Genomic DNA, 23,589 nt, shown 5'->3' on the forward strand with positions numbered 1-23,589 from the left:
CGAAATCACGGCTTCCCGGATACGGTCGGGGACTTCAGGGCACGGGGCTCAATGGATGCGCAGGTGAACAGCCCTTTGGCCACCAGCCAACGCACCGCGACTGCGGCTTCCCATGCCCGCTGGGAGTTGGTCGAGCCGATCCTGACCACCTGGCGGGCCGAACATTGCGGCCGCGGACTGGACATCGACCGGCTCCCAGACCACGACTTGCACAGTCCCCCGGACGCGATCCTCTACGTGAACCGCAATGTGATCCCCTGGCGCCACCTCCCGCACGACTACCCGCACTGGAACACCGTCTATGCCTACTTCGCCCGCTGGCAGGAGGGGGTGCCTTCGACCAGCTCAACAGTCTCCTCCGCCGGCAAGTCCGCTGGCAGGAGGGCCGGGAGGCCGAGCCCAGCGCGTCATCGACGCACAGAGCGTCAAGACGTCCACCAACGTCCCTGCGGCCGGCCAGGGCGTCGACGCGGGCAAGAAGACATCCGATGCGGAAGAATCGTTCCTAGATACGGACGACAGCCCAAGAGCGGTAATGGACGACTGCCACGTCTGCCACCAACCCTACGGTGAAGGATCGAGACCCGGGAGCGGCCACTGCTGCGGGTTGATCTGGTGAGCCAGGTCAGGCCGATCTCGTTGAACCGGTGGATCACGTCCCGGACGGTGTCCTCGTCGGCCTGCACCAGCTTCGCGATCACCGGCACACGGTTCCCGCCCGCCGAGGCCAACAGCATCATCGCTCGCCGGTAGCGCACGGAACTGGTGCTGCCCCGGCGCACGATCTGCTGCAGCTTCTGCCCTTCCTGGTCAGTCAGTCTGCGCACACGGACAGGCTCAGCCACCACACCCCCAGCAGTCGGACGGAACCATCCGGACATCCAACGGCGGGAACCACCATCCCGGCCAACCTTCCCGGTCAGAGCACTAGACACCAACCCCACCCCGTAGGTCGGTTGGCCACACTCGCTGGCCCACGACGCATGCACTCGAGATACCCGCTCGTCCCTTCCATCACCGCTCCGCAGGCCAGCGCATCACTCACCCGGTGAGGTTCCCAGGCCGTTGATGCAGGCCGTGGGCCTCTCACCGTGGCCGCGGGCGGATGCGCCGCGCCGATCGGAGCGGCTGTACTGCCATGTCTCGGCTGGGTGTTCAGTGTGGAGCGTGGCCGTCGGTGCGTATCAACGGCACACTGCGCGGATGGAGATGCGCTCAAGGAGCCCCTGGCAGAACACGACACATGACTGGGCGAGCACCGTCGACCTCGACCACCTGCGGCACATCCGCCGGCACCCGGCTCTCTTCGCCCCGGGCGGTGTCCGGCATCTGATCCTCGAAGTCGTCGCCTACGCGGCTGACGAGGCCGGATGCAAGGGGGGTGGTCATTGCAGGATCGCTCTGCACTCCGATGGTTCTGTCTGCGTGGCCGATGACGGGCGCGGCACGGACACACGCCTCGATGACCGCGGCAGAGCCGTGAAGAAGCCGGTCATCTCGACCAAAGATCTGCGTTTCTTCGACCACCCCGACGCGCAGATCCTTCCCGACGGACACCCCCGGCGGGGCATGTCCGTCGTGGCCGCACTCAGCGACCATCTGGAGCACACCAACCGCCGCAGCGACGGAGCATGGATCCAGCGCTACGAGCGAGGCATTGCCGTCACCGATCTGATACCGCTCCCCCATGACCGCACGATGACCGGGACCACCATCCGCTTCCTTGCGAGCCCGTCCCTGACCGCCACGGCCGCCCTGACTCCCGATGACCTGACGGCACTCACCGCGGCGTGGCCCCGTCTCACCCTCGAAGTCCACGGCAGGCACCCGGGATGAGACGGGGGCGCGGTCGAACGCGCCGGCGACAGCTCGTCCCGGCTGCTCGCGCCAGTTGCTCGCGCCAGTTGCTCGCGCCGGTGGCGCCGTGTCAGGGCCGGCACGGTCACGCGCCACCAGGCGCGGGTACGGATGAGGGCAGAGGCCGGCGGGGGCCGGGATGGTTGTGCGAGGCCTGGCAGACCCTGGACACCGTGGAAGCCGCCCCTCGCCCCTGGGTGAAAGGGGGAGGTGGGAGGGGGAGACTGTGGCCCGGCTCGGGTTGCGCCGGGTCGAGTTCGACAGGATGCGGTGCGGGGCGTCGGCGCAGCCCTGGTTCTGGTCTGTGTGGTCAGTTACGGGTAGGCGAGGCCTTCTCCTTGGCAGTTCGCCAGGTGGGTGGTCCACGTGTCGACGCGTACCTGGTGGGCATCGGCTCGCTCGGCGCGGGTCGGGTACGCCGGCTCCGGCTCTCTCTGTCCGAGCCCCTGGTGCCGGGGTCCTCGGATGAGGGGAAGGGGCCAGGTTGTCACGAGGGGCCGCCGGGTCCGGGTCAGCATCGATTGCGGTGGTGGTGCGCACAGCCCTGGGCAGGGGAGGCTTGAGGCTGGTTTGAGCCGGGGCAGCCGCCGGCAGTAGGGCAGTTGCGCGGGGAGCGGCCGTCCGGTGTCCCGGTCCATGTCTCGCCTGCGGCGCTGTTTGCCGCCCCGGCCATGCCGTCTGTGTGCCGAGGAGCGCTGTCGGCGTCCAGCCGCTGTCGTGCGCAGCCATGAGTTGGGGGGGGGGAGGTTGGGGCCGGGCGATTGGGCACGTACGAGGCGAGGTGTCGGGCCTCGGTCCCGGCGGTGGCCGGCAGGGTGCCTGAGAGGCCATCAATTGGCTGGGCGCGTCGGGCGGTTCGCTATGTGGAGCAGGGTCGGGCGTCGGTGAGGTACGCGGCAGCCGGGCGACACCTGAAGACGCCGGCCGTGGTGATCTCCGCCCATCGGGGTGTCGCTGAGCTCGTCGAAGCTGCCGACGAGAAGCAGCTGACCAAGACCATCGCCCGCTACGGGCGCGTTGATCTTTTGTGCATCGACGAGCTCGGCTACATGGAACTCGACCGCCGCGGCGCCGAACTCCTCTTCCAGGTCCTGACCGAGCGGGAGGAAAAGAACAGCGTGACCATCGCCTCAAACGAATGGTTCTCCGGCGGGACGAAGCCCTTCACCGACCCGGCTGCGCCCGCCTGGACTGCCCCCGGCTCTGCGCGGCCATCGTCGACCGCCTCACCTTCGGCGGCAACATCATCGAGACCGGCGCCGACTCCTACCGACTCGCCACCACTCGCGCCCGCGCCGAACAGCAGGACACGGCCGGCTGACCTCACCCGCAGCTCAGAGCGCGACCGGTCGGTACTTTCAGAGCCTCGTCGGCAATCTGCTCCGCGGACGCATCTTTAAGGCCGCCCCAGGGGGGGAAGACCAAGTCACTCACCCGGGGATGCGACACGTTCGCCTCCAGGAGCCGCAGATAGTGGTCGCTCTCCGGGGCGGCCATCAGGAGTCTGCGAGCGATCTCGACGAGCTCGTCCCGGGTGACGTCCGCGACCACGGGGCGAGCCGGCCGGGCCGCCTCCTCGCGAACTCCTCCAGACTTCTGCTGCCGTAGCACCCGGCGAAGTCGAGAGCCTCGTCATCGTGCCCAGTCATCGCATTGAAGGCCGCGATCGCCTCGCCCGCCACCTCCGATCCGGCTTCCAACCGGTCAGCGATCCGCTCCACCTCGGCGCACAACTTCATCCAGCCGCTGCCGGCTCACGGGCGGGGGCAACAATTCCGGTCTCAGGTCCACAGCCGGATTGTGTCCATCGGTGCCGACACGCCGAGCCGGGCCCTCTGGGCGCTCTGCCACTTCTCATCAACATTTCCGGACATCTCGATCAAGAATCGATGCCAGGACCCATCGACATTGCTCTCTGTTCTCACCTACGAAGCGAGTGCGGGCATGGGTGCGGGTGCTGTGGGGGCATGCACGGTTCGGTGTGTCCGGGCCAGGAGCCGGGGGCGTGCACCGGCGATCTCCGCGTGTGCGGTCAGGGAAGGCCGGGCGACGAGAGCGGCCACCGCGGCCCCCCTCCGGCCCTCTGAGGATGAAGGCGTCATCGCCTGTTGTTGCGGCTTGTGGGCGTCCGCAGCCGCGGGCAGTTGCCTGGAAGCAGGCCGGACAGCGGCCGGGTCAGGCTGTCCGGCGTAGGGGCTCCTTGCTCCAGGCCGGTCCGGCCGGCTCCTTCCGTCATGCCCTGTAGCGGTAGCAGATCCGGCCCCGGGTGAGGTCGTAGGGGCTGAGTTCCACCAGTACTCGGTCGTACGGGAGGATCCTGATGTAGTTCTTCCGGATCTTGCCGCTGATGTGGGCGAGCACCCTGTGCCCGTTGTGGAGTTCCACCGTGAAGGTGGCGTTGCGCAGGCACTCGATGACGATGCCTTCGGCTTCTATGCCCCGTGCTGTTTTGGTCATGATCTCTTGATCTCTCACTTCTCGCGTTCTGTGACGGTTTTTTTCGACAGGACTCGGCAGGCAACGCATGCGATGCGCGGGCGCGGAGCGGTCCCCCTCTCGGCCGGCGGCCCTGCGCAGCCGGCCCCTGGACGACGGCGGCGGCGGACGGCGAACGGCGGCGGTGGCGGCGGTCTGGTATCCGCCCGGTCGAAGCGGCCTTCGCCGGGCCTGCATCAGGTCCGGTGTGGCCGCTCGGTCCGGGTGACGGGACGTCAGCGGCGGACGAGTTCCACGGTGCCGGCCGTGCGGCGCGCACCGGCACTCTCGAACAGGGCGGTAGCCGCCGTGTTCGACTCGTCCACCTCGGCCCATGCCGCAGCCGTCCGGCGGCGGTGCAGCGAACCCAGTGCGTGGGCCAGCAGCGCCCGGGCGATGCCGCGGCGGTGCCTGTCGGCGCGGACGGCGATCAGCCCGATCCGTGGCTGCCGGGTCAGCGGCGCCACCCGGATCAGTCCCACGTACAGGCCACCGTGCTGCGCCACCGCGTACTTCGAGGGGTCGAGGACGGTGGTCCCCGCCGGGCAGGGCAGTACCTCGGCCGGCATCGTCCGCCATCCGGCGGCGGCCTCGACCTCGTCGCGGATGACGCGGTCCAAGGCCCGCAGCGGACCCTCCTGCGCCTGGCCGGCCGGCACGATCGTCACGCCTGCAGGGGGCCGCACCCGGCCGAGCCCGCCGGCCTGCGGGTCGGTCGGCACCAGATAGCCCCGCTCGCGGCGTGCGGCGGTGAAGCCGGCCCGTTGCCAGGCGGACCTCGCATCGTGGTCGGCCTCGTCGACGACGGTGTACAGCGGGAGGGGCAGATCCGCCGACATCACCTCGGCGATCCGGTCGAAGACCGCGCCGTGCCACGCGTCGATGCTGATGAAAAGCCGCCCGTCGGGCCGGCGCGACGCATCACCGCGTCCGATCACTTGGCCGGCCGCCCGGCCGTCCTCCACGGCGTGCCACAGCAGGTCCGACACCCGCGTGACCACCACCTCGTGATGACCCGGACCCGCTGGGGAATGCATGAAGTTCATAGGAGTCACCTCTCAAGGAGTGCCTTCACCCAGGCGCTCCCGGCGACACCTACGTCAACCGCCCACCGTGAAAATGACAGGGAGCACCCACACCGAAACAGCCTTCATGGGTCTCACCTCCTCACGTTCACTCACGGCTGACCGGACAGTACCAAGCGGGGTGCCATGGGCCCCACCCGTTTTCCGGGCGCCATCAACACCCGCCCCCGGCCAGCAGCGGGGCACGGGCAGCGAGTGCAAGGCACGGGCAGCGAGTGCAGGGCACGGGCAGCGAGTGCAAGGCACGGACAGCGAGTGCAGGGCACGGGCAGCGAGTGCTGGGGCGGGCAGCGAGTGCTGGGGCGGGCAGCGAGTGCGGGGGCGGGCTGGAGTGGTGGCGGATCGACCATGGAACGGGAGAAAGCCGTCTCCCCGCGGCCGTCTTCCCGGAGGCAGCCGCCGTGGCCGTCTTCCCGACGGTGGCCGCCGTGACGGGATGCTGCTGGATGTGGTGATGGCCGAACCGGCCCCACGCCCCGGCAGCGGGCCCCGGCCATGGCCGGGGCCGGGGGCTCCGGCGCTTTCGTTCTGTCACCGGCTGTCGAGCGGGTGCGCCGGGCGCACGGGGCGGGGTTCAGTGGCCGCCGCCGTCGACAGCCCGCGACTACGGCAGGCCGGCCGGCTGCGTATCCGGGCGGCGGAGCAGCAGCCGGACGGCCAGGTATCCGCCGGCCTCCCGCGGCGCCGGCCGAACAACGCGTGCAGCCCACCAGGCCGGCCGACGACGCCAACCGAGCACAAGGCACGGCCCCCGCACCCTGGGCAGGCGGCGCCGGCCGCCGTGCACTGCGCGTCAACACGCACTATCTCGATATTCACGTCTACCGACAGCACCGCGATGTCCGCGATCGACTCGAAGCTCTGCAGAGATCGAACCGTTCAGAGGTTCGGGCACCGCGGGCCCCTGCCGAGTTGGCAGGGGCCCGCGGTGGAGAGGGAGCTGAGGAGAGCCGGGACCTGTCCTCGACGAGCAGCATCCTGGCCGGCACCGCCTACCGTCCGCTGCCGGCCTGACGGGCCGGCCTCACTTCAGATGCCGGGCGAAGAACCGGTCCCCGTCGTCCACCTCGAACCACGGGGTGCCGGCGTGCCCGCCCATATTGGCGTGCAGCGTCTTCTCCCTGGTACCGAACGCGTCGAACAGGTCCAGGGCCCGCTGCCGGGGGTTCCCTTCGTCGTCCCACTGCAGCAGGAACAGCAGCGGAATGGTGACCTGCCGGGCCTCCTCCCGCTGGGCGCGCGGCACGTACCCCCCGGCGAAGAAGCCGGCGGCCGCAATACGCGGTTCGGTCACGGCCAGCCGAATGCCGATCGCGGCCATCCCCGAGTACCCGACCGGGCCGCCGATCTCGGGCAGCGAAAGGAGAGCGTCCAGGGTGGTCCGCCATTCCGGGACCGCGTTCTCGACCAGCGGGACGACGAAGGACTCGAAAATCCCATCGACCGGCTCGCCGGCCGCCATCGCCCGGCGGAGATCGGCGCGAGCCCGCTCATCGACGGCGGAACGGGGCCGGTCGCCGTGCCCGGGGTGGTCGATGGCGGCCACCGCATAGCCGTACGCCGCGGAGTGCCGGGCCCGGGCCACCAGCCGGGACTCCCGCCTGTGCAAACCGCCGTTGTGACCGATCAGGATCAGCGGGGCCGGTACGGCGGATTCAGGCGTCCACAGGGTGCCGGGAATCTCACCGAGGGTGAATTCGCGCTCGAGGACCCCGTCGTCGAAGCGCTGGACAGAAGTGAAGTGCACGGTCGTGCCCTTCCGCCAGGCCGGAAACGGGCCAGCCGGACCTCGGCAGGCCGGCCCGTGATTCACACACCCCGACAGGGGAACCCGGACCGGCATGTTCCAGAGCATCGTGCGAGGCAGCGCAGCCGGCGCGGCCGGAACGACCGTCCTGAACGCCGTGTCCTACGCCGACATGGCCTGGCGCGGCAGACCCGCCAGCCAGGCCCCCGCCCAGACCGCCGAAAAAATCACCCACGACACCGGACACCCCATCACCGGATCCGCCAGCCAGCAGGAAAACCGCCTGTCCGCACTCGGCGCCCTGGCCGGCATCACCGCCGGCTGCGGAACCGGCATCGCAGTCGCCCTCATGTACCGGGCGGGCGTGCGGATGCCCTGGTGGCTGGGCGGCATCGTCACGGGTGGGCTGGCGATGGCCGCGGCCGACCTGCCCATGACCCTGCTCGGCGTGACCGACCCGGCCAGCTGGTCGGGAACCGACTGGGCGTCAGACGTAGTGCCCCACCTGCTGTACGGGCTGGTCGTCCACGGCATCGTCACCACCTCGGAAGGCTGACACGATGCCCAGGTACAACCCCTGCCCCTCCCCGCTGATGGACGGCGGCATGAACATCATCGACGAGGTCCGCGACGCCGTCATCTCCATCCCACCCGGCCGCGTCGCCTCCTACGGCGACATCGGCCAGTGGATCGGTACCGGCCCACGGCAGGTGGGGCGGGCGATGAGCCTGCTCCACGACAACAGCGTGCCCTGGTGGCGTGTCGTCCATGCCGACGGGACCCCGCCCACCTGCCACGACGGACGGGCAGCCCAACTACTCCACAACGAAGACACACCCATGCTCGGTGCCCGCGTCAACATGGAGCGTGCTCCTCATCAACCACAGCCGCCCACGCCCCAGTCGGACAGCGCCGACCGCGACAAGGCCTGACCCAACGACTCCGACACACGCGCCCAGCAGTAACGCACGCCGCCCACCGTGATGCACGGCTCGAAACAGCCTCGAAACCCGATCACCCGATCACCCGACAGAGCCAGCCAACCCAGACCGCCCTCGGTACACCACCGGCGAAGCAGCCGCTTCCCGCGCAACGCCTGTCCCGGGCATCGGCGTAGGCGCCGTGTAAGGAGGGGATGCTACGTCCGTCGGTGGTCTGCCGGCTGGCCGGCCACGGGGACCGGGCAGCTGTATCCACATGGGGATGTCGTGGATCAGGGGTCCTGGACCGATCGGCTGTGCGCTCCTCACGCGATGAGTCAGGCGGAGGGCGGACTTCAGTGATGATCAGGCAGAAGGCGCGAGTTGCTGGCGCACCCGCTCAGGGGCGGGGTTGGTGTGCGGCCGGCCCGCGGCCACGACCGTCGGGACGGTCTCGTAGCCGTCGTTGGCTGCTCGCACAGTCGCCGCTCCGTCCGGGTCGCGCCAGATGTCGACCCAGTGCAGCCGGTGGGCGTCACGGCCCAGGTGGATCCGCAGTCGCAGGCAGTACTGGCAGCCCGGGCGCCAGAACACGATCGGCCGACCGTCGGCCGCGCTGCGGCGCTCCGCTTCCAGCGCGCTGATCGAGCTCGGAAAGATCAGCGGGCAGTTCATGGCCGCGAGCAGCACGAACAGAAGGAGGAGTGCCACAGCTGCGAGTGAACTGCCCTTCAACAGCAGCCCGGCGGTGACGGCTGAGCCACAGAGCACGAACAGCGCCGGCAGGATCCACGCTCGCATCATGTGCCGAAGGCTATCGGCGACCCCGTGAAATGCTACTCGGCGGGTGGCGGTGGCTTCGCGAGGGAAGGGCGCTCGGGTTCAGTCCGATGAGGGACGCCTGAGCGTCTGGAATTCGAAGCCCCGGCGGCCCTAAGCTCTGCGGATGACCTTGGAATGGGAACAGGTAATCGTTCACTCGGAAGATCCGGTGGCCCTGGGGCAGTGGTGGGCCGAGGCTCTTGGGTGGGTTGTGGTCCACTCCTCTGACGAGGAGTTCGAGATCCGCCCGGCGCCGGATCGCCTTCCTGGGCTGGACTTCGTCCGGCTTGACGAGAGCAAGAAGGCCAAGAGCCGACTGCATCTCGACTTCAGGCCTGATGACCAGGACGCTGAGGTGGCCCGTCTGGTGGCTCATGGCGCACAGCGAGTTGACATTGGCCAGGGTGATCAATCGTGGGTTGTCTTGGCAGACCCCGAGGGTAACGAGTTCTGTGTCCTTGGTCAGCGGCGTCAGTAGGGCTCACGCCTTCCCGTCGGCTCCAGCGGCGGCTGGGCGAGGACGTCCGGGCCAAGTCCCCCCCGGTCCTCGCCCGGGTGCGGCGTCCGCGCCCCCTGTGCAGACGTGAGTTGGCGACCGCTACAGCCGCCGCCAACCTCACTCGCTCAGCCCGGCCCTCCTCGTCACCGGTCCTTGGCCAACTCGACGAGTTCCGCGAAGAGACCGCCGCATGCGTGAGTTCGTCGTAGCGGCCGTGCTCGATGATGCGGCCGTTCTGCATGACGATGATCCTTTCCGCGAGCCGGGTGTTCTCTGAGGGTTCCCCGGCTGTGGTGTGACGTCGTACAAGTCCTTCTCATTGAGGAGGTTGCGACGGTTCTCAGGGGGTGTGGCTCTGCGGTGGATCGTTGCGATCAACTCGTGGAGTAGAGGTAGATCAGTGCGTGCATTCGCTGTGCAGCTGCCATCAGGCATCCGGTATTGGACCGTGGTGGACGATGAATTGGCTGTGGTGGAGGAAGCTGACCGCTTCCTCCGGGAGCTGAGGTTGGCCCGGGGGCGGGCAGAGACGACGAAGGCGTACGCCGAGGCCGTCGTGCTGTTCCTGACCTGGTGCGCGAACTCCAGGCGGGAATGGCGGACCGCCGCTCGCGACATGGGGTTGTTCATGCTGTGGCTGAAGTGGACCCCGGGAAACGGCGGTCAGCGGCGGGTGGTGGTGCCTGGGCCGGGTGCGAAGCCGGTCCGGGGCGAGAGTCGGATCAACAAGGTGCTGACTGCCGTTCGGATGTTCTTCGTGCATGCCGTGGTGAACAAGGCCGCGCCGACATGGGTGTTGGAGCAGATCTACGAGCTCGGCGACGATCGCGACCTGCCTCAGGAGGCTCGCGGCGAGAGTGGTGCGATGCGGTATCGGATGCGGGCCCGCCACCGGCTCCAGGAGCCCGAGACCACCATCGACAGGAGAGTCGACTGGCTGCTGTGAGCCGGGCTTCCTTGCAGGCTGATCTGGCCAACGCGCTGGAACGAAACACCCGTCTTTCCGCGCGGGTGCGGCAGTTGGAGAAGCGGCTTTCCGAGCAGCTCGGCGAGCAGGCGTGGAACGCGGCCGGTCTCGGAGCCGCACCGGACATCGACCAACTCCAGCGACACACCAGCATGTTGGAACAGGAACTCGCCGAGAAGCGGGGCGAGCTCGAGGAGAGAACGGAAGAACTCGAGGCTGCCCGGGCCGCCAACCGCGAGCTCACACGACTCATGAACCAACCGTCAACCCGGTGATCACCGGATCACCCAGGAGCGGGCATGAACACCACACCCAGGTCCTGCGCCGCCTCGCCCTCGCACAGAGCCGGCCCGACGTCCTGTTCGCGATACTTCGCGTCGGCACCTTCTACGAACTCAGGACAGCGCTGGTCACGTGACCGGCGGCTCCGCCAGCAACACGACCTGGTCGGCTTCGATGTCGAACCCGAGCGCTGGACGGCTCCCGTCACCACCCTCGGAATCCATCAGCACTGGCTTGCCCAGCCACCGCCCGAGCGCCTCCAGGAACTGGCAGAAGACATCAAGTCGCGCCTGTCCCTGAAGCTCCCTCAGGTCGACGCCGAAGTCGATCTCTTCCGCGGATGTCGGCGTACGAGGTTCTCTCCCCAGATGTGTACGGGCGAACGTCCCCAGCTGTTAGGCCACTTGGTTCTCGCGCTCGCTGGAGCGTCATGACGGATGAGGGGATGCTGGAGCGGATCGCCACGCGACGTGCCGAGCTGGACCGGCTGGAAGAGGAGCTGGTCAAGCAGCTGGCCGATGTGCGGGTCGAGCGTGATGAGCTGGTGGTGGCCGGGCGGGTCGTGCAGCGGATCAGCGAGCAGGGCTTCGGGGAGTACCTGTCGCTCGCGCCGCCGGCGCCAAAGGTCCAGGTGGGCGGCCGGTCGGTGCTGCTGATCCCGGCCCGCGCCGCCGGTATCGACCCCGACGTGCTGCCGCAGGACTATCAGCGGCTGGTGGCCATCGTGCGGGAGGCGGCCGGGCCGGTCACCGTCGGCGAGGTGCTCGGCCTGCCGGTCGAGGTGCGGGGCAAGCTGGAGCCGCTGCGGGCGAAGCTGAACCGGCTGGAGCCATTTCCATAAATTATGAATATAAAAATACTATGCTTCGAGCATGAGTCGTCAAGACACCGCTCCTGGCGCGTCCGCCGCCATCGGGGCAGCCCTCTACGGCCTGGCCACCAGGGCCGCGAGACGCCTGCCCCGGGACATGAGCCTGACGTCCGCCGCCACCCTGGCCACCCTGGACCGGACCGGCCCGCGGCGCATCACCGATCTGGCCGCGGTCGAGGGCGTCACCCAGCCCGCGATGACCGCCCTGGTCCGGGTGATGGAGGAGTCCGGCCTGGTCGAGCGGCGGGGCGACGCGTCCGACAAGCGGGTCACGCTGGTGTGCCTGACCGAGGCCGGCGCCTCCTATGTCCGGACGCGGCGCCAGGCGGGCGTCCACGCGTTCGAGCGGTTGCTCGGCGAGCTCACCGGCGACGAGGTCGAGGCGCTGGTGGCGGCCCTTCCGGCGCTGAAGCATCTGGCAGAGCTCGAAAGCCAGGACCGCGAAGGGCCGAAGCAGTGACCGGGCAGCCGGTCGGCGGGGGCGCGGTGAAGGCGTTCCCGGTGGCGCGTTCCGAGGCGCGGCTGCTGGTCCCCGCCCTGATGTTCATCGCTCTGGTCGTGGCGGCGGTCGCCAGCCTCGGGACGCCGCTCATCACCAGCGTGGCGACCTCGTTCCACGTCTCGCTCGGCAGCGCGCAGTGGACGCTGACCGTCGCGCTGCTCAGCGGCGCCGTCGCCACGCCGGTCCTGGGCCGGCTCGGAGCCGGCCCGCACCGGCGGGCCACGATCCTCGCCACGCTGGCGGTCGTCGTCGCCGGCAGCGCGCTCACCGTGCTGCCGCTGCCGTTCGCGTGGCTGCTGGCCGGCAGGGCGGCCCAGGGCGTCGGGCTCGGGCTGACGGCGCTGATGATGGGCGTGGCCCGGGACCACCTCCCCGAGGAGCGCAGCGCGGCCGTGATCGCCCTGATCTCGGTGGTCTCGATCATCGGGGCCGGCGTCGGCTACCCGCTGGCCGCACTGTTCGCCGAGCTCGGCGGGGTACGGGCCGCCTACGGCCTCGGCCTGGTCGTCACCGCCGCCGCCCTCCTGACTGCGTGGCGCTCCATGCGCGAAGCCCCCGGAGGCCGCTCCGCCCACGTGGACGTGGCAGGTGCGGTCGTCCTGGCCGCTGCGCTGCTCCTGGTGCTGTTCCTCGCCGGCGAACGGAATCTGTGGAGCCGGCACCTCGCCGTGGCGGCGGGCCTCGCCGTCGTCGCGGTGGTGCTGCTCTGCGTCTGGGCCGTCATCGAGCTGCGCAGCACGACGCCCCTGGTCGATGTGCGGGCGGTGCGGCACCCGGCGGTCGCCGGGGCGAACCTCGCCATGTTCGTCGGCGGGATCGGCATGTACCTCCTGCTCACGCTCATCACCCGGTACGCGCAGACGCCGCATGGCGCCGGCTACGGCTTCGGGCTGACGACCTTCGTCGCCGGGCTGGTCCTCATCCCGTTCTCGTTGCTGGGGTTCGTCGCCGGCAAGCTCACGCCGCGGGTCCGGACGCGGATCGCCGACCCCCTGCTCCTGGCCGGCAGCGCCGTCGTGGTCGGCGGCGGGTTCGCCCTGTTCGCGGCGGCCCGGTCGGACCTGGCCGAACTGTTCGCGGCGATGGGCGTGCTCGGCTTCGGCGTCGGCGGCTTCTCGGCCGCGATGCCCGGCGTCATCCTGGCCGTCACCCCCAAGAGCGAGACGTCGAGCGCCATGAGCTTCAACTACGTCGTCCGCAGCGTCGGGTACTCCCTGGGCAGCGCCATCGGCGGCCTGATCCTCGCCGCGGGCACCGGCCCCGGCCACCTCTTCCCCGACGACAGCGCCTACACCACCGCGGCGCTGGTCGGCATCGGCGCCATGGCGATCACGACGCTGACAAGCCTCGCTCTCGCCCGCCGACGCTCGTCCGAGACCAACCCGTAAGTCAGATGCACTCATCCCAACACTGGAGGTTCCATGCCCAAGGGCTACTGGGTCAGCGCCTACCGCACCATTTCAGACCCTGAGAAGCTGGCTGCTTACAACAAGCTGGCCGGTCCGGCCGTCGAGGCCGGGGGCGGTCGGATCCTCGCCCGTGGCAGTCGGGTCGTGGCGCATGACGCCGGAATCGCCGAGCGCACCGTCCTGATCGAGTTCGACAGCTTCGAGCTGGCCGTCGCGGCGCACGAGAGTGCGGCCTACCAGGAGGCGCTGGTCGCCCTCTCCGACGGCGTCGAGCGCGACTTCCGCATCGTCGAAGGCATCGACTGACCGAGGTCCAGTCGGATCTTCACTGAAGATCCACCATCTTGGTTTTTCGCTGGTGCGGCTGCTGGTGTGGCGGGGTTCGTGGGTGCTCGTGCTGGTCGTGGGCGGCTGTCTTCGGTCTTGATCGTGTGTCAGCGGTCGAGTTCGAGGTTCGTCGGGACGAGCAGGGCGCGGAGCAGGTTGGTGGCGCGGGCGGGGCTCGTGCGGAGTTTGGTGAGGATGCGCCAGGTCTTCAGGTGCGCGAAGCCGTGCTCGACGGGGGCGCGGCCGGCGGCTTTCAGGTGCTCGACGATGTGGTCGTGGCGGGCGGCGGTGATGTCGTGGGTGCGCCCGGGCCTCGCGGCGGAGATCCAGATCAGGCGTCCGCGTTCGTCGGTGAGCGCGAGGAAGTGCAGGCCGTGGCGCTTGTGCTTCCCCGAATAGTTCTTGCGGTTGTCCTTGCCGGTGCGGCGGCGGGTGGCGATGAGGGTGCCGTCGATCAGCACGGCCTCCCCGCCGCGTCCGGCGACCTTGCCCAGGGCGCGGTCCAGGCGCGGCGCCCCGGCTGTCGGCGTACGAGGTTCTCTCCCCAGATGTGTACGGGCGAACGTCCCCAGCTGTTAGAACCCCTAACGGAATGCTCTACGCGGACTTGAGAGCTAACTCAGGGGTCGTGAACGAACGCGGTTGCTACTGTCCGGACGTGACCCTGACTGACCTCAACAACGGCTTTCGTGACGATGAGCAGCGGTGGCGTGTCCAGAGGGTCATTCATGATCGCCTCGCAGACGACCGCGACCCGCAGGAGTGCCGCTTCCTCATGCGGTTCTGGTGGCAGCTGGTCGTGTCGTACCAAGAGGTGTCGATGGACGAGCTCAGCCTGAACGTCGGCAAGCCGAAGCTGGACGTGATCGAGGCGCTGATCAGCCCCATCAGGTCGTCCCATGCCGACATCGACGCCTGGATCACCACCACACAGCAAGTCTTCCCGGTGATCCAAGATCGCGGCTTCAGGGCTGCCCAGGACAACGAAAGTTAACGCGGCCGGAGCTTCTTCAGCCGTCGCCAGCAGAGGATGCTGCAAGCGAGGCTGAGGAAGGCTTCATGGATGTCATCGCGTATCTCCCAGCGGATGCGCAGGCGGCGGAACCAGTGCACGTGGGCGAACGCTCGCTCGACAACCCAGCGTTGGGTGCCCAGGCCGGAGCCGTGCTCGGTGCCGCGGCGGGCGATTTGCGGCTTCACGCCGAGGTCCCAGACCAGGCGGCGGTACTTGTCGTGGTCGTAGCCGCGGTCGGCCAGCACCACATCAGGGCGGCGCCGGGGCCGGCCGCGCTTGCCTCGCAGGGGCGGTACGGCCTGGAGGAGAGGGATCAGCTGGGTGACGTCATTGCGGTTGCCGCCGGTCAGGGTTGCGGCGAGCGGAATGCCCGTGGCGTCGGTGATCAGATGATGCTTGCTGCCCGTCCTGCCCCGGTCAACGGGGCTTCGTCCGGTCTTGGCTCCCCCTTTAACGCCCGGATATGGGAGCCGTCGACCGCCGCCCGGGAGAAGTCCAGGGCGTTCGCGCCGCGGAGCTCGGCGAGGAGGACCTCGTGCAATCGGGGCCACACGCCAGCCTCGGTCCACTCGGACAGGCGGCGCCAGCAGGTCATGCCCGAGCCGAAGCCGAGTTCCTGCGGCAGGTGCTCCCAGGCGATCCCGGTGTGCAGGACGAACAGGATGCCCTGGAACACCAGCCGGTCCGGATGCCGCTTGCGACCCGGATGCCGGATCCGACGCTCAACCTTCGGCAGCAAGGGCTCGATCACCGCCCACAGTTCGTCATCGACTTCCCACGGCTTCGGCCGAGCCACCCGCACCCCCAGATCACCAGTCTCAGAGTGATCCAACCACCTCGAAGATCATTTCGTTAGGAGTTCTAAGAGAGGTGGAACTTCCGCCCGGTCAGCGTGCGTACCCTTGCGGCGGTCCACACCTGATCGTCCGTCCAGCCGTGCGCGGCCGGCCCCTCGTCCAGCCACATCGCGAGCTTGGCCTGCGGTGGGGGCCAAGCCGGCAGTCGAAACCCGGGGCCACCCTTGGAACGCAGGGCCTCCCGCCCGCCCGCCTTCCGTGCACGGCGCCACTGGTAGACGGACTTCTCGCTCACCCGTAACTCCCGGGAGATCCACGGGACTTTCGCACCCTCCTCGAAGCGGTCGACGGCCCGCATCCGTACCTCTTCACGGCGCTTGCGCTGCTCGGCGGTCAGCCCGCCCCCATCTGGGTACCGCATGCCTCCGGGGTACCAGCCAAGGCGGACGGCGTCACCAGGTCCGACGAAGACCCAGACCCTACGACGCCGAAGTCAGTAAAGCGTGCTTGAGCCGGGACTACGAAGGCGTGTTGAAAACACCGATACCCGGCGCAGACCCAGCTTCCAACCTGGGTACCGATCTGGCTTCCTTGGGCGCCTCGGTCGGCGGAAATTGCGCCATCTACATGCACGAATTGGATCGATTTGGTGATAAATAAAGATGTTTCGGACGAGCGCGGCGATTGAGCGGCCTCACGTATGTGAAGCTCGTCCTCGGGTTCTGAACCGAAGTCCCAAAACGCCTGAAACGAGGAGCAAGCAGATGAGCCCTGAGTGCAGGACTGGGTCACGGCTTGGGCCGCTGCCCGGTCGAGGTAAGTGGCAGACCGGCTGCACGTTCGCCTCGCTCGTCCTGGTCCTGGCGGCCGGTGTGGTTAGTCCGGTCGTGGCCGCCGCGCAGAGCGTGCATGCCGCGCGTGTGCCCGCGGCGAACGGCTACGGTGGCGGAGGCGATGAGTGCAAGGACGGGCCGCAACACGAAAGGCCGAGGGGCCTTCCGTTCCGGCTGGGCGGCGATAAGGGCGACTGCGGGGGAGCCACGGGACCGAAGGGCGACACGGGTCCTGCGGGGCCGAAGGGCGACACGGGTGCCACGGGACCGAAGGGCGACACGGGTGCCACGGGACCGAAGGGCGACACGGGTCCTGCCGGGACTTCGGTCGATGTCGGCGCGAGTATCTATGCCACAGCCGACCAAACCATCCCCAACTCCACCCCCACGCAGATCAACTTCAGTAACGCTGCGTTCGACACTGACTCGATGTTTGATTCGACGTCCTCGACTCTGGTGGTCAAAACTGCTGGCCGCTATCTCCTCAAGGGAGGACTTCTCTGGGGCTTCACTCGGAACCCGAACGCGGTAATCAAACTGTCGATCCTCGTCAACGGCGATGCCGTCGCCGAAGACGAGCAGAGCGCCGCGGCCTACGGGATCGGTTTCAACCTTTCACAGGACGTGTCCACGATTGTTCGGCTGAACGTCGGTGACGTGATCTCCCTCGATGCCTTCCAGAGCACCGGGAGCACCGCCGGCTCGGTCGCCCGGGCCGGGTCCCCATTGGGGGGGACGGTAGTAGCGCCGCAGCTCCAGGCGGAGTTGCTCAAGCCGTAAAGAGCTCCCTCGACTACGGCAGCTGTAGATAGCTGCCGGTGTGCTGTCTGATCATGGTGTGGTGTCGGCGTACGCGTGCCAACGGCGGTGGCAGAGGCGGGCGCGGTGTTGGTGGCGTCGGCGCCAGGTGGACCACCACAGCAGGTGCTCGGGGTCTCGTCGGGGCGGCGGAAGGTTCAAGGCCCATAGCAGGCGGAGGAGTTCGTGGCTGCTGAGGGCGGACGAGGTCGGCCTCGGCGGGGTCGTTCCGGACGGTCTGCGCGGCGCGTTCGAGGGCGGCGGCGACGGCCAGGAAGGCGTAGGCGACCAGGGCGATCACGCTCCAGCGGTGCCAGGAATTCCAGCAGGTGACCTGGCCTTTGTCGAGGTGGCAGATCTCCTTCGCGTCCTGAAAATCGTCCTCTACGCGCCACCTGCGGCACACCAATGACACCAGCCGCGCCAGTGTCACCGGCCCGGGGGCGAAGCAACGGTAGTAGGACACGGTGCGGGTGTAGCGGTGTCTGCGGACCAGCAGGACGGACGTCCCCGCGTCGTGCCCGTCGGGCGTGTCGTCGGCGGTGACCTCGATCATCGCCCAGTCGTAGTCGTGTACGCCTTTCTGCCCCGTGCCGGTCCGCATCCGATGCCAGACGGCCCGCTGCTGGCGGGCGGCCAGGGCCTGGGTGGCTTGGTGGTGGCGGTAGTTGCCGCGCAGCAGGGCGCCGGCGCGGGCATGGACCGGGTCGGTGATGGTCTGCTGCTTGGCCCAGCACCGCGGATGGCGGGCGACCTCCGCCCCGCCGGGCGTCAGAGTCACGATGACCTCGTCGGTGTCGGTGCGGACCTGGACTTTCTTGTCGATCGCCAGGGGCTGCACGGAGTAGTCGCAGGTGTCGACGCGGATGTCGGCGGTACTTGTCGTGGTCGTAGCCGCGGTCGGCCAGCACCACATCAGGGCGGGCCCCCTGGGGTGAGTGCGTCAGACTAGATGGCTGAGCTGCACAAGCCGTCCGTCACGTCCCGACCAAGGTAGCCGGGAGCGCAGCACGAGCCAACAGACCCGGCTTTTGCAGCTGACCCCTGGCTGGCCATCGCCAACCGGCGCCAGCACCGCACCCTGGGCGCCCGTCCGGTTGACCGGTGGGAGGCCGACCGGGCCCAGATGCTCGCCCTGCCGCCCGTCGACCCGCCGCGCTGGTGGCGCTTCGCCACGCGCATCGGCCGCGAGAGCTCACGGCAAAGGCTCAGGCGCTGCGCGAAGAACGCGATGACCTCGTGCTCCAGGTCCAGCAGCTGGTCCGCGTCGTGCAGGTCCTGGAGCTGGAGAACGAGCAACTGCGACAGTCCGGCCAGCACCCGGTGATCCTCCCCCTGCCCCGGCGCTGACTGACCGAACCTTTTAAACTACGCGTCTGACCGTCGCGATTGCCCTTGCGCACGTCGATGGACTCCTCGTCCTTGCATGCCTCATCGGGAAACGAAGTGCTCTCCCTCCGGCCGCGCCAGCAGGCGCGAGGGCGGTCAGTGCAGCGCGTCGAGGGTGGCGATGATGTCGGCCGGTTCGGCGCGGGCGGTGTAGTCGGTGTCGACGAAGGCCCAGCGGATGGCGCCGGTGCGGTCGATGACGTAGGTGGCGGGCAGCGGGAGGGTGCGCGGGTGGCCGTCATTGACGCGCTGGAGGTCGAAGCCGAGCTTGTCGTAGACGGCGGAGAGGTCGTCGGGGAGGTCGAAGGCGAGGCCGTACTGCTTGGCGGTGTCGGAGCCGATGTCGCTGAGGACGTCGAAGGCGAGGTCGTGCTTTTCGGTGAGGGTGAGGGACTCGTCGGGGATCTGCGGTGAGACGGCCACCAGGCGGGCGCCGCGGGCGCAAATCGCCTCGTGGTGCTGCTGGAGGGAGCGCAGAGCGATATTGCAGTACGGACACCAGGCGCCGCGGTAAAAGGTCAGCACGACCGGGCCGTCGTTGAGCAGGCCGTCCAGGGCCACGGTCTGCCCGGTCGCGGAGGGGAGGTTGAAGCGTGGCGCCTGCGCGCCGACGGTCAGTGCGCGGTCGGCCTGGCCGGAGTCAGCGAGTTCCTGGCTGGCCCGTTGCATGATCTGTCGGATCTCGGCGGGGATCTGCTGCTGGCGGGCTTCGTAGAAGGTGCGCAGTTCAGCGTTGAGGCTGGTCATGGTGCTCGTTCCTCCTGGGCGGCGACTGGAACGGGGCCACAATCTTGAAATGACTGTTCCAAGATACGGGTATGCGTGGTCCCGCGCCAGCCATGCGGAAGTGTCGAGGAGTCAGAGGCTCATGAACGGGCGATGGTCGGCCAGGGCGAGCGCTTTGATGAACGCGGCGAGATGGACCGCACGACGGGCGAGGTAGCGGCGGAGGCGGGGGGTCTGTGACCCGTATGCGGCCGCCCAGAGGGCTGGGATGCGATTCATGGGGGCATGGTCGCGGTGCGCGGTACCCCCGGGGATCGATCGTGGACGAAGCTGGACGCCTTGGCGCTGATGGGGGGCCTGTCCCGCTCTGTACCTGTCGGCACCTTTGCGGCGTGCTGAACGGGGAGTATCTTGGAATCCTCATTTCAGGATGGTGGGTGAAACATGCCAGACATCAAGCACTTCGACCCCGATGCCACCCTGGAGACCGTGGTGCGGCTGTTCTGGCGGCAGGGCGTGGCCTCGACCGGGATCCAGGACGTGGTGACCGCGACCGGGCTCAACCGCTCCAGCCTCTACGCCACGTTCGGCGGCAAGCAGGAGCTCTACCTTGCCGCGCTGCGCCGCTACCTGGAGCAGCGATCCCAGCCGATGTTCCGGCGCCTGGCCGAGGACGAGCGGGGACTGCCCGCCATCTCCGAATTCTTCGGCGGCCTGATCGAGGCCCGCTGCTCGGGCGAGTACGCCCGCTGGGGCTGCATGGTCTCCAACGCGCACGCCGGGGCCGAGAACAGCGACCCAGAGGTACGCGCCGTCCTGGACCAGCACCACCAGGAGCTGCGCGAGGCAATGTACGCTGCCCTCGTCACCGCCGAGCACCAGGGGCAGCTGCCCTCCGGCGCCGACCCGGGCGCTTCCGCGGATCTGCTGGCGCTGCTCGCCTATGGCGTCAACCTGCGCTCGCGTGCGGGTGCTGACGCTGCGTCACTGCGCAAGACGGTGACCGCCGCCCTGGACTCGATCGGAGTCCGGGCGGCGGCATAGACAGAGGTTGGATCTGGCTCTCAACTGGGGTTGGGTGCGGGTGAAGTGCCCGGACGCAAGGTGGGAGCCGCCTTCGCTTCCGCTTCTGCCGTGTAGTCCCCAGGCGATGTGACGTCGATGCCCTCGGGGGCCTTCGCCGCCTTCAGGACGAAGGAGAAGACCACCGTGACCAGGACGTTGATCACGAACGCGGTCAGGCCGATGTAGCCGATCTGGCCGATGCCCGGGACCTCCTTGGCCGAGCCGCCGAAGTGCTGCTGGGTCGGGGAGGCCACGCCGTACGCGGCGAGGGTGCCGTAGATCATGCCGACCGCCCAGCCGGCGAGCAGGGCCCAGCGGTGGAACCAGCGGGTGAACAGGCCGCCGACCAGGGCCGGAAACGTCTGGAGGATCCAGATGCCGCCCAACAGCTGGAAGTTGATGGCGACCGTCTTGTCCATCGTCAGGACGAAGACCAGCGCGCCCACCTTCACCAGCAGGGACACCAGCTTGGAGACCTTGGTCTCCTGCGCGGGCGTGGCGTCCGGCTTAATGAAGTCCTTGTAGATGTTGCGGGTGAACAGATTCGCCGCCGCGTTCGACATGATGGCCGCCGGGACCAGCGCTCCGATGCCGATCGCCGCAAAGGCCACGCCCGCGAACCAGGCCGGGAACATGTCCTCGAACAGCTGCGGGATCGCCAGCTGCCCGTTGGTGACCTTGACTCCGGCCGCGATCGCCATGAAGCCCAACAGGGCGAGCAGGCCCAGCATCAGGGTGTAGAGGGGCATCACCGTCGTACTGCGTCGGATCACGTCTCGGCTGCGGGAGGACAGCGTCGCCGTGATCGAGTGCGGGTACATGAACATGGCCATCGCGGAGCCGAGCGCCAACGTCGCGTACGTCCACTGGGCGTCGGGGGTGCTGACCAGGGCGCCGCGCGGTCTGCCGGTGGCGGGGTTGGTCTGGCTGTACGCCTCGCTGGCCTTGGCGAAGATGTCGTCGAAGCCGCCCAGTTTGATCGGGATGTAGATGATCGCGACGATGATGACCAAATAGATCAGCGTGTCCTTGACGAAGGCGATCATGGCGGGGGCGCGCAGGCCGGAGGAGTAGGTGTAGGCGGCCAGCACGCCGAAGGCGATCAGCAGCGGCAGGTCCTTGATGAACCAGTTGGTGTTCTCGCCGCCGCCGACGCCCAGCACGTCCAGCACGGCCTGGATGCCGACGAGTTGGAGCGCGATGTAGGGCATCGTGGCCAGGATGCCGGTGAAGGCCACGGCGAGCGACAGGCCCTTCGAGCCGAAGCGGCCGCGGACGAAGTCCGCCGTGGTGACGTACCCGTGGCGGTGGCACACGGACCACAGCCTGGGCAGGAAGGTGAAGATCAGGGGGTAGACGAGGATCGTGTACGGCACCGCGAAGAAGCCGGCCGCGCCCGCCGCGTAGATCGCCGCCGGCACGGCGACGAACGTGTAGGCGGTGTACACGTCGCCGCCGAGCAGGAACCAGGTGATCCAGGTGCCGAACGACCGGCCACCCAGGCCCCATTCGTCGAGGGAGTACTCGTCACCGGCCTTGCGCCAGCGCGCGGCGAGGAAGCCCATGACGGTGACGAGCAGGAAGAACACGGCGAAGACGGCGAGTGCCACGCCGTTGACGCCGCCGGTCATGTCGCTGCACCTCTCTTGCTCGGCAGGTGCGTTGTCGCCGTGGCCTGGGCGGCAACGGCCTCGCTGCTGACGAGGTCGTCGAGTTCGGCGTCCAGCGCGGTCGCGCCCTCGGGGGCCTGGGTGGCGGCCTGCGGGTTGCTGCCGCGGACGGCGACGGCGAGTCCTGCCAGGGCCATGGGGAGTGCCACGAACACCGCGGCGGTGCGGATGCCTCCGGGTGCTGAGAGGATCAGTGCGATCAGGGGCGGGCCGAAGGCTCCGCCGGACTTGCCGACGGCCGCGGCCCAGCCGCCGGCGGTGCCCCGGATGGCCAGGGGGTAGATCTCGGCCGTGTAGGGGCCGATGAGCGCGATGACACCGGCGGTGCCGGCGAACAGCAGCATCACGGTGGCCAGCAGGATGGTCCGGCTGCCCTCCAGCCCGATGGCTGCGAGCGTCAGGAGGGCGCCGACGGTGAGGGCTGCGTAGACGACCATGGTGCCCTTGGCCGACCAGCGCATGTAGAGCCATGCGCCGACCGCGCAGGTGGGAATGGAGAGCAGCGATGAGATGAATAGCAGGGTGGCGGCGGACATGCCGTGCTGGCCTGAGGATTCCAGCTGGCTGGGCAGGAAGGTGATGAAGCCCCAGTAGACGAGGCCCCAGGCCAGTGCGTAGGTGCTGACGACCAGTGTCTTGGCCGTCTGCGGGCGCTTGAACAGGGCGGAGGCGGGGACCTGCTTCGCCCTTGTCTGCCGGGCGGTGAAGGCGGCCGATTCGGGGATCCAGCGGTTCAGCGCGATCAGGATTAGGACCAGCGGGAGCTGGGCGAACCAGGTCACGCGCCACCCGGCCAGTGGGATGAGGATGGCGGCCAGTCCGGAGGCGGCCATGTAGCCGCCGGTGGTGGTCAGTCCGGCCTGCAGGATCATGATGGCCGCGCGTCGGCCGGGCGGCAGGCTCTCGGTCATCAGGGCATAGACGACGGGCAGCATGCCGCCGGCCGCCATGCCCATCAGGGCGCACATGACGAGGGTGCCGCCGAAGGTCGGCATGGCGCCGCACACCGTGGTGCCGAGGAAGAGCAGGGAGGCGATGAGGATGGTGGCCCGGCGGCCGATGCGGTCCGCCGCGCGTCCCCAGACGAGTGATCCGAGCACGGTGCCGGTCAGCGCGACCGTGGGCAGCCACGAGACGTCGGCGGCGCTGAGGCCGTATTCAGCCCGCAGGCCGGGTGCGATGAACGCCAGGGTGGCGGGCTTCATCTGGTCCACCAGGAGGGCGAAGGTCAGGATGGTGATGAGGCGGTGGCGGCTCGCGTTCGTGGCGGGGGCCGGAGTGGGGGCGGCGGGGCGGGCGCTGGCGGTCCGCGGCTGCACGACCGCGATGCCGGAGAGCACCACGCCGACGACGATGGCGGCCATGGCCGCCCACATGATCGTCGGTGACATGTCCATCATGGACATGTGGAAGTGCGTGGACGCGGAGTCGATGAACATCCACAGGTGCTCGACAACGCCGGCGCAGGTGAGGGCGACACCGGTCCAGAACAGGAACGGCCGGGGTATCAGCGAAGCGGGTGGTGCGGACAAG

27 protein-coding genes and 3 pseudogenes are annotated in these 23,589 nt (G+C 68.8%); 16 read left to right on the forward strand and 14 right to left on the reverse strand.

Going from position 1 to position 23,589, the window contains the following annotated elements:
- Nucleotides 1–51: 51 nt before the first annotated feature.
- Nucleotides 52–481: pseudogene (locus QFZ74_RS00250) on the forward strand (transposase); the annotation flags it as partial.
- On the opposite strand, the gene QFZ74_RS30360 reads toward QFZ74_RS00250, so the two are convergent.
- On the reverse strand, nt 426–845 hold the full coding sequence (locus QFZ74_RS30360; protein WP_373462327.1) for a helix-turn-helix domain-containing protein: 420 nt from the start codon (nt 843–845) through the stop codon (nt 426–428). The pseudogene QFZ74_RS00250 and the gene QFZ74_RS30360 sit on opposite strands and share 56 nt — an antisense overlap.
- Nucleotides 846–1,203: 358 nt before the next feature.
- Here QFZ74_RS30360 and QFZ74_RS00260 point away from each other — a divergent pair, with 358 nt between their 5' ends.
- Together QFZ74_RS00260 and QFZ74_RS00265 are read left to right on the forward strand one after the other, a co-directional pair.
- Entirely contained in the window at nt 1,204–1,836 is a 633-nt protein-coding gene (locus tag QFZ74_RS00260; RefSeq protein ID WP_307618737.1) for an ATP-binding protein, read from the forward strand.
- 971 nt (nt 1,837–2,807) lie between these two features.
- Nucleotides 2,808–3,178, forward strand: a pseudogene (locus tag QFZ74_RS00265) (ATP-binding protein); the annotation flags it as partial.
- A 911-nt stretch (nt 3,179–4,089) separates the two neighbouring features.
- Here the strand turns inward: QFZ74_RS00265 and infA are convergent.
- The 3 genes from infA to QFZ74_RS00280 all read right to left on the reverse strand — a co-directional run bounded on the left by infA (nt 4,090) and on the right by QFZ74_RS00280 (nt 7,164).
- Entirely contained in the window at nt 4,090–4,314 is a 225-nt protein-coding gene (gene infA, locus QFZ74_RS00270) for a translation initiation factor IF-1 (protein ID WP_307618738.1), read from the reverse strand.
- A 254-nt stretch (nt 4,315–4,568) separates the two neighbouring features.
- Nucleotides 4,569–5,378 (reverse strand): GNAT family N-acetyltransferase, encoded by an 810-nt coding sequence (locus QFZ74_RS00275; protein ID WP_307618739.1) that lies wholly within the window; start codon nt 5,376–5,378, stop codon nt 4,569–4,571.
- A 1,063-nt stretch (nt 5,379–6,441) separates the two neighbouring features.
- The gene (locus QFZ74_RS00280) at nt 6,442–7,164 is read right to left on the reverse strand and encodes a dienelactone hydrolase family protein (RefSeq protein WP_307618740.1); all 723 of its coding nucleotides are present in this window, start codon (nt 7,162–7,164) and stop codon (nt 6,442–6,444) included.
- A gap of 94 nt (nt 7,165–7,258) precedes the next feature.
- On the opposite strand from QFZ74_RS00280, the gene QFZ74_RS00285 reads away from it, so the two are divergent.
- Both QFZ74_RS00285 and QFZ74_RS00290 read left to right on the forward strand, forming a co-directional pair.
- Nucleotides 7,259–7,720, forward strand: coding sequence for a hypothetical protein (locus tag QFZ74_RS00285; RefSeq protein WP_307618741.1), 462 nt, complete (start codon nt 7,259–7,261; stop codon nt 7,718–7,720).
- 49 nt (nt 7,721–7,769) lie between these two features.
- Nucleotides 7,770–8,096, forward strand: coding sequence for an MGMT family protein (locus QFZ74_RS00290; protein ID WP_373462456.1), 327 nt, complete (start codon nt 7,770–7,772; stop codon nt 8,094–8,096).
- Nucleotides 8,097–8,450: 354 nt separating this feature from the next.
- On the opposite strand, the gene QFZ74_RS00295 is transcribed toward QFZ74_RS00290, so the two are convergent.
- Complete coding sequence (locus tag QFZ74_RS00295; protein ID WP_307618742.1) at nt 8,451–8,888, reverse strand: glutaredoxin domain-containing protein; 438 nt, start codon at nt 8,886–8,888, stop codon at nt 8,451–8,453.
- Between the two features lie 142 nt (nt 8,889–9,030).
- On the opposite strand from QFZ74_RS00295, the gene QFZ74_RS00300 reads away from it, so the two are divergent.
- The 4 genes from QFZ74_RS00300 (at nt 9,031) to QFZ74_RS00315 (ending at nt 10,790) form a co-directional block, all read left to right on the forward strand.
- Nucleotides 9,031–9,384 (forward strand): VOC family protein, encoded by a 354-nt coding sequence (locus tag QFZ74_RS00300; RefSeq protein WP_307618743.1) that lies wholly within the window; start codon nt 9,031–9,033, stop codon nt 9,382–9,384.
- Between the two features lie 469 nt (nt 9,385–9,853).
- A complete protein-coding gene (locus tag QFZ74_RS00305; protein ID WP_307618744.1) occupies nt 9,854–10,351 on the forward strand; it encodes a hypothetical protein in 498 nt (165 codons plus the stop codon).
- On the forward strand, nt 10,348–10,647 hold the full coding sequence (locus QFZ74_RS00310) for a hypothetical protein (RefSeq protein WP_307618745.1): 300 nt from the start codon (nt 10,348–10,350) through the stop codon (nt 10,645–10,647). The genes QFZ74_RS00305 and QFZ74_RS00310 overlap by 4 nt, the downstream gene beginning before the upstream one ends.
- Nucleotides 10,644–10,790 (forward strand): hypothetical protein, encoded by a 147-nt coding sequence (locus QFZ74_RS00315; RefSeq protein WP_307618746.1) that lies wholly within the window; start codon nt 10,644–10,646, stop codon nt 10,788–10,790. The genes QFZ74_RS00310 and QFZ74_RS00315 overlap by 4 nt, the downstream gene beginning before the upstream one ends.
- On the opposite strand, the pseudogene QFZ74_RS00320 reads toward QFZ74_RS00315, so the two are convergent.
- Nucleotides 10,783–10,995, reverse strand: a pseudogene (locus tag QFZ74_RS00320) (hypothetical protein); the annotation flags it as partial. The gene QFZ74_RS00315 and the pseudogene QFZ74_RS00320 overlap by 8 nt on opposite strands.
- A gap of 89 nt (nt 10,996–11,084) precedes the next feature.
- Between QFZ74_RS00320 and QFZ74_RS00325 the strand changes: the two are divergent.
- The 4 genes from QFZ74_RS00325 to QFZ74_RS00340 all read left to right on the forward strand — a co-directional run bounded on the left by QFZ74_RS00325 (nt 11,085) and on the right by QFZ74_RS00340 (nt 13,742).
- Entirely contained in the window at nt 11,085–11,495 is a 411-nt protein-coding gene (locus QFZ74_RS00325; RefSeq protein ID WP_307618747.1) for a hypothetical protein, read from the forward strand.
- A 127-nt stretch (nt 11,496–11,622) separates the two neighbouring features.
- The gene (locus QFZ74_RS00330; RefSeq protein WP_307623992.1) at nt 11,623–11,985 is read left to right on the forward strand and encodes a MarR family winged helix-turn-helix transcriptional regulator; all 363 of its coding nucleotides are present in this window, start codon (nt 11,623–11,625) and stop codon (nt 11,983–11,985) included.
- Nucleotides 11,982–13,415, forward strand: a complete 1,434-nt coding sequence (locus QFZ74_RS00335; RefSeq protein ID WP_307618748.1) for an MFS transporter — start codon at nt 11,982–11,984, stop codon at nt 13,413–13,415. Before QFZ74_RS00330 ends, QFZ74_RS00335 begins: the two co-directional genes overlap by 4 nt.
- A gap of 33 nt (nt 13,416–13,448) precedes the next feature.
- Nucleotides 13,449–13,742: a DUF1330 domain-containing protein gene (locus QFZ74_RS00340; protein ID WP_307618749.1), complete on the forward strand. Its 294-nt coding sequence runs from the start codon at nt 13,449–13,451 to the stop codon at nt 13,740–13,742.
- Nucleotides 13,743–13,870: 128 nt separating this feature from the next.
- On the opposite strand, the gene QFZ74_RS00345 is transcribed toward QFZ74_RS00340, so the two are convergent.
- Entirely contained in the window at nt 13,871–14,224 is a 354-nt protein-coding gene (locus QFZ74_RS00345) for a transposase family protein (RefSeq protein WP_307618750.1), read from the reverse strand.
- 197 nt (nt 14,225–14,421) lie between these two features.
- On the opposite strand from QFZ74_RS00345, the gene QFZ74_RS00350 reads away from it, so the two are divergent.
- Nucleotides 14,422–14,757, forward strand: a complete 336-nt coding sequence (locus QFZ74_RS00350; RefSeq protein ID WP_307618751.1) for a hypothetical protein — start codon at nt 14,422–14,424, stop codon at nt 14,755–14,757.
- Here the strand turns inward: QFZ74_RS00350 and QFZ74_RS00355 are convergent.
- Together QFZ74_RS00355 and QFZ74_RS00360 are read right to left on the reverse strand one after the other, a co-directional pair.
- Nucleotides 14,754–15,574 (reverse strand): IS5 family transposase gene (locus tag QFZ74_RS00355; protein WP_373462328.1). Its coding sequence is split into 2 segments (ribosomal slippage): nt 14,754–15,232 and nt 15,232–15,574, totalling 822 coding nucleotides; the frame shifts between segments, so codons are not numbered across the junction. The two genes, QFZ74_RS00350 and QFZ74_RS00355, sit on opposite strands and share 4 nt — an antisense overlap.
- 65 nt (nt 15,575–15,639) lie before the next feature.
- Nucleotides 15,640–15,996, reverse strand: coding sequence for a helix-turn-helix domain-containing protein (locus QFZ74_RS00360; RefSeq protein WP_307618753.1), 357 nt, complete (start codon nt 15,994–15,996; stop codon nt 15,640–15,642).
- Nucleotides 15,997–16,462: 466 nt separating this feature from the next.
- Here QFZ74_RS00360 and QFZ74_RS00365 point away from each other — a divergent pair, with 466 nt between their 5' ends.
- Nucleotides 16,463–17,188 (forward strand): hypothetical protein, encoded by a 726-nt coding sequence (locus QFZ74_RS00365; RefSeq protein WP_307618754.1) that lies wholly within the window; start codon nt 16,463–16,465, stop codon nt 17,186–17,188.
- 13 nt (nt 17,189–17,201) lie between these two features.
- Here the strand turns inward: QFZ74_RS00365 and QFZ74_RS00370 are convergent, their stop codons facing one another.
- The 3 genes from QFZ74_RS00370 to QFZ74_RS00380 all read right to left on the reverse strand — a co-directional run bounded on the left by QFZ74_RS00370 (nt 17,202) and on the right by QFZ74_RS00380 (nt 19,600).
- Complete coding sequence (locus tag QFZ74_RS00370; RefSeq protein ID WP_307618755.1) at nt 17,202–18,122, reverse strand: hypothetical protein; 921 nt, start codon at nt 18,120–18,122, stop codon at nt 17,202–17,204.
- Between the two features lie 569 nt (nt 18,123–18,691).
- Nucleotides 18,692–19,342, reverse strand: coding sequence for a peroxiredoxin-like family protein (locus tag QFZ74_RS00375; RefSeq protein ID WP_307618756.1), 651 nt, complete (start codon nt 19,340–19,342; stop codon nt 18,692–18,694).
- Nucleotides 19,343–19,453: 111 nt separating this feature from the next.
- On the reverse strand, nt 19,454–19,600 hold the full coding sequence (locus QFZ74_RS00380; RefSeq protein ID WP_307618757.1) for a hypothetical protein: 147 nt from the start codon (nt 19,598–19,600) through the stop codon (nt 19,454–19,456).
- Between the two features lie 165 nt (nt 19,601–19,765).
- On the opposite strand from QFZ74_RS00380, the gene QFZ74_RS00385 reads away from it, so the two are divergent.
- Nucleotides 19,766–20,365 (forward strand): TetR/AcrR family transcriptional regulator, encoded by a 600-nt coding sequence (locus QFZ74_RS00385; protein WP_307618758.1) that lies wholly within the window; start codon nt 19,766–19,768, stop codon nt 20,363–20,365.
- A gap of 20 nt (nt 20,366–20,385) precedes the next feature.
- Here the strand turns inward: QFZ74_RS00385 and mctP are convergent, their stop codons facing one another.
- Nucleotides 20,386–22,017, reverse strand: coding sequence for a monocarboxylate uptake permease MctP (mctP, locus tag QFZ74_RS00390; protein WP_307618759.1), 1,632 nt, complete (start codon nt 22,015–22,017; stop codon nt 20,386–20,388).
- Complete coding sequence (locus tag QFZ74_RS00395; RefSeq protein ID WP_307618760.1) at nt 22,014–23,588, reverse strand: MFS transporter; 1,575 nt, start codon at nt 23,586–23,588, stop codon at nt 22,014–22,016. Before QFZ74_RS00395 ends, mctP begins: the two co-directional genes overlap by 4 nt.
- Nucleotide 23,589 lies beyond the last annotated feature (1 nt).

This window comes from Streptomyces sp. V3I7 (assembly GCF_030817495.1).
Classification (GTDB): Bacteria; Actinomycetota; Actinomycetes; order Streptomycetales; family Streptomycetaceae; genus Streptomyces.

What these genes read in the sequence shown, in the direction of transcription:
- QFZ74_RS00260 (WP_307618737.1), top strand. Translation starts at nt 1,204, where the DNA reads ATGGAGATGCGCTCAAGGAGCCCCTGGCAGAACACGACACATGACTGG.
- infA (WP_307618738.1), bottom strand. Translation starts at nt 4,314, where the DNA reads ATGACCAAAACAGCACGGGGCATAGAAGCCGAAGGCATCGTCATCGAG.
- QFZ74_RS00275 (WP_307618739.1), bottom strand. Translation starts at nt 5,378, where the DNA reads ATGAACTTCATGCATTCCCCAGCGGGTCCGGGTCATCACGAGGTGGTG.
- QFZ74_RS00285 (WP_307618741.1), top strand. Translation starts at nt 7,259, where the DNA reads ATGTTCCAGAGCATCGTGCGAGGCAGCGCAGCCGGCGCGGCCGGAACG.
- QFZ74_RS00290 (WP_373462456.1), top strand. Translation starts at nt 7,770, where the DNA reads ATGAACATCATCGACGAGGTCCGCGACGCCGTCATCTCCATCCCACCC.
- QFZ74_RS00295 (WP_307618742.1), bottom strand. Translation starts at nt 8,888, where the DNA reads ATGATGCGAGCGTGGATCCTGCCGGCGCTGTTCGTGCTCTGTGGCTCA.
- QFZ74_RS00300 (WP_307618743.1), top strand. Translation starts at nt 9,031, where the DNA reads ATGACCTTGGAATGGGAACAGGTAATCGTTCACTCGGAAGATCCGGTG.
- QFZ74_RS00325 (WP_307618747.1), top strand. Translation starts at nt 11,085, where the DNA reads ATGACGGATGAGGGGATGCTGGAGCGGATCGCCACGCGACGTGCCGAG.
- QFZ74_RS00330 (WP_307623992.1), top strand. Translation starts at nt 11,623, where the DNA reads ATGAGCCTGACGTCCGCCGCCACCCTGGCCACCCTGGACCGGACCGGC.
- QFZ74_RS00340 (WP_307618749.1), top strand. Translation starts at nt 13,449, where the DNA reads ATGCCCAAGGGCTACTGGGTCAGCGCCTACCGCACCATTTCAGACCCT.
- QFZ74_RS00360 (WP_307618753.1), bottom strand. Translation starts at nt 15,996, where the DNA reads ATGCGGTACCCAGATGGGGGCGGGCTGACCGCCGAGCAGCGCAAGCGC.
- QFZ74_RS00370 (WP_307618755.1), bottom strand. Translation starts at nt 18,122, where the DNA reads ATGTGGTGCTGGCCGACCGCGGCTACGACCACGACAAGTACCGCCGAC.
- QFZ74_RS00375 (WP_307618756.1), bottom strand. Translation starts at nt 19,342, where the DNA reads ATGACCAGCCTCAACGCTGAACTGCGCACCTTCTACGAAGCCCGCCAG.
- QFZ74_RS00380 (WP_307618757.1), bottom strand. Translation starts at nt 19,600, where the DNA reads ATGAATCGCATCCCAGCCCTCTGGGCGGCCGCATACGGGTCACAGACC.
- QFZ74_RS00385 (WP_307618758.1), top strand. Translation starts at nt 19,766, where the DNA reads ATGCCAGACATCAAGCACTTCGACCCCGATGCCACCCTGGAGACCGTG.
- mctP (WP_307618759.1), bottom strand. Translation starts at nt 22,017, where the DNA reads ATGACCGGCGGCGTCAACGGCGTGGCACTCGCCGTCTTCGCCGTGTTC.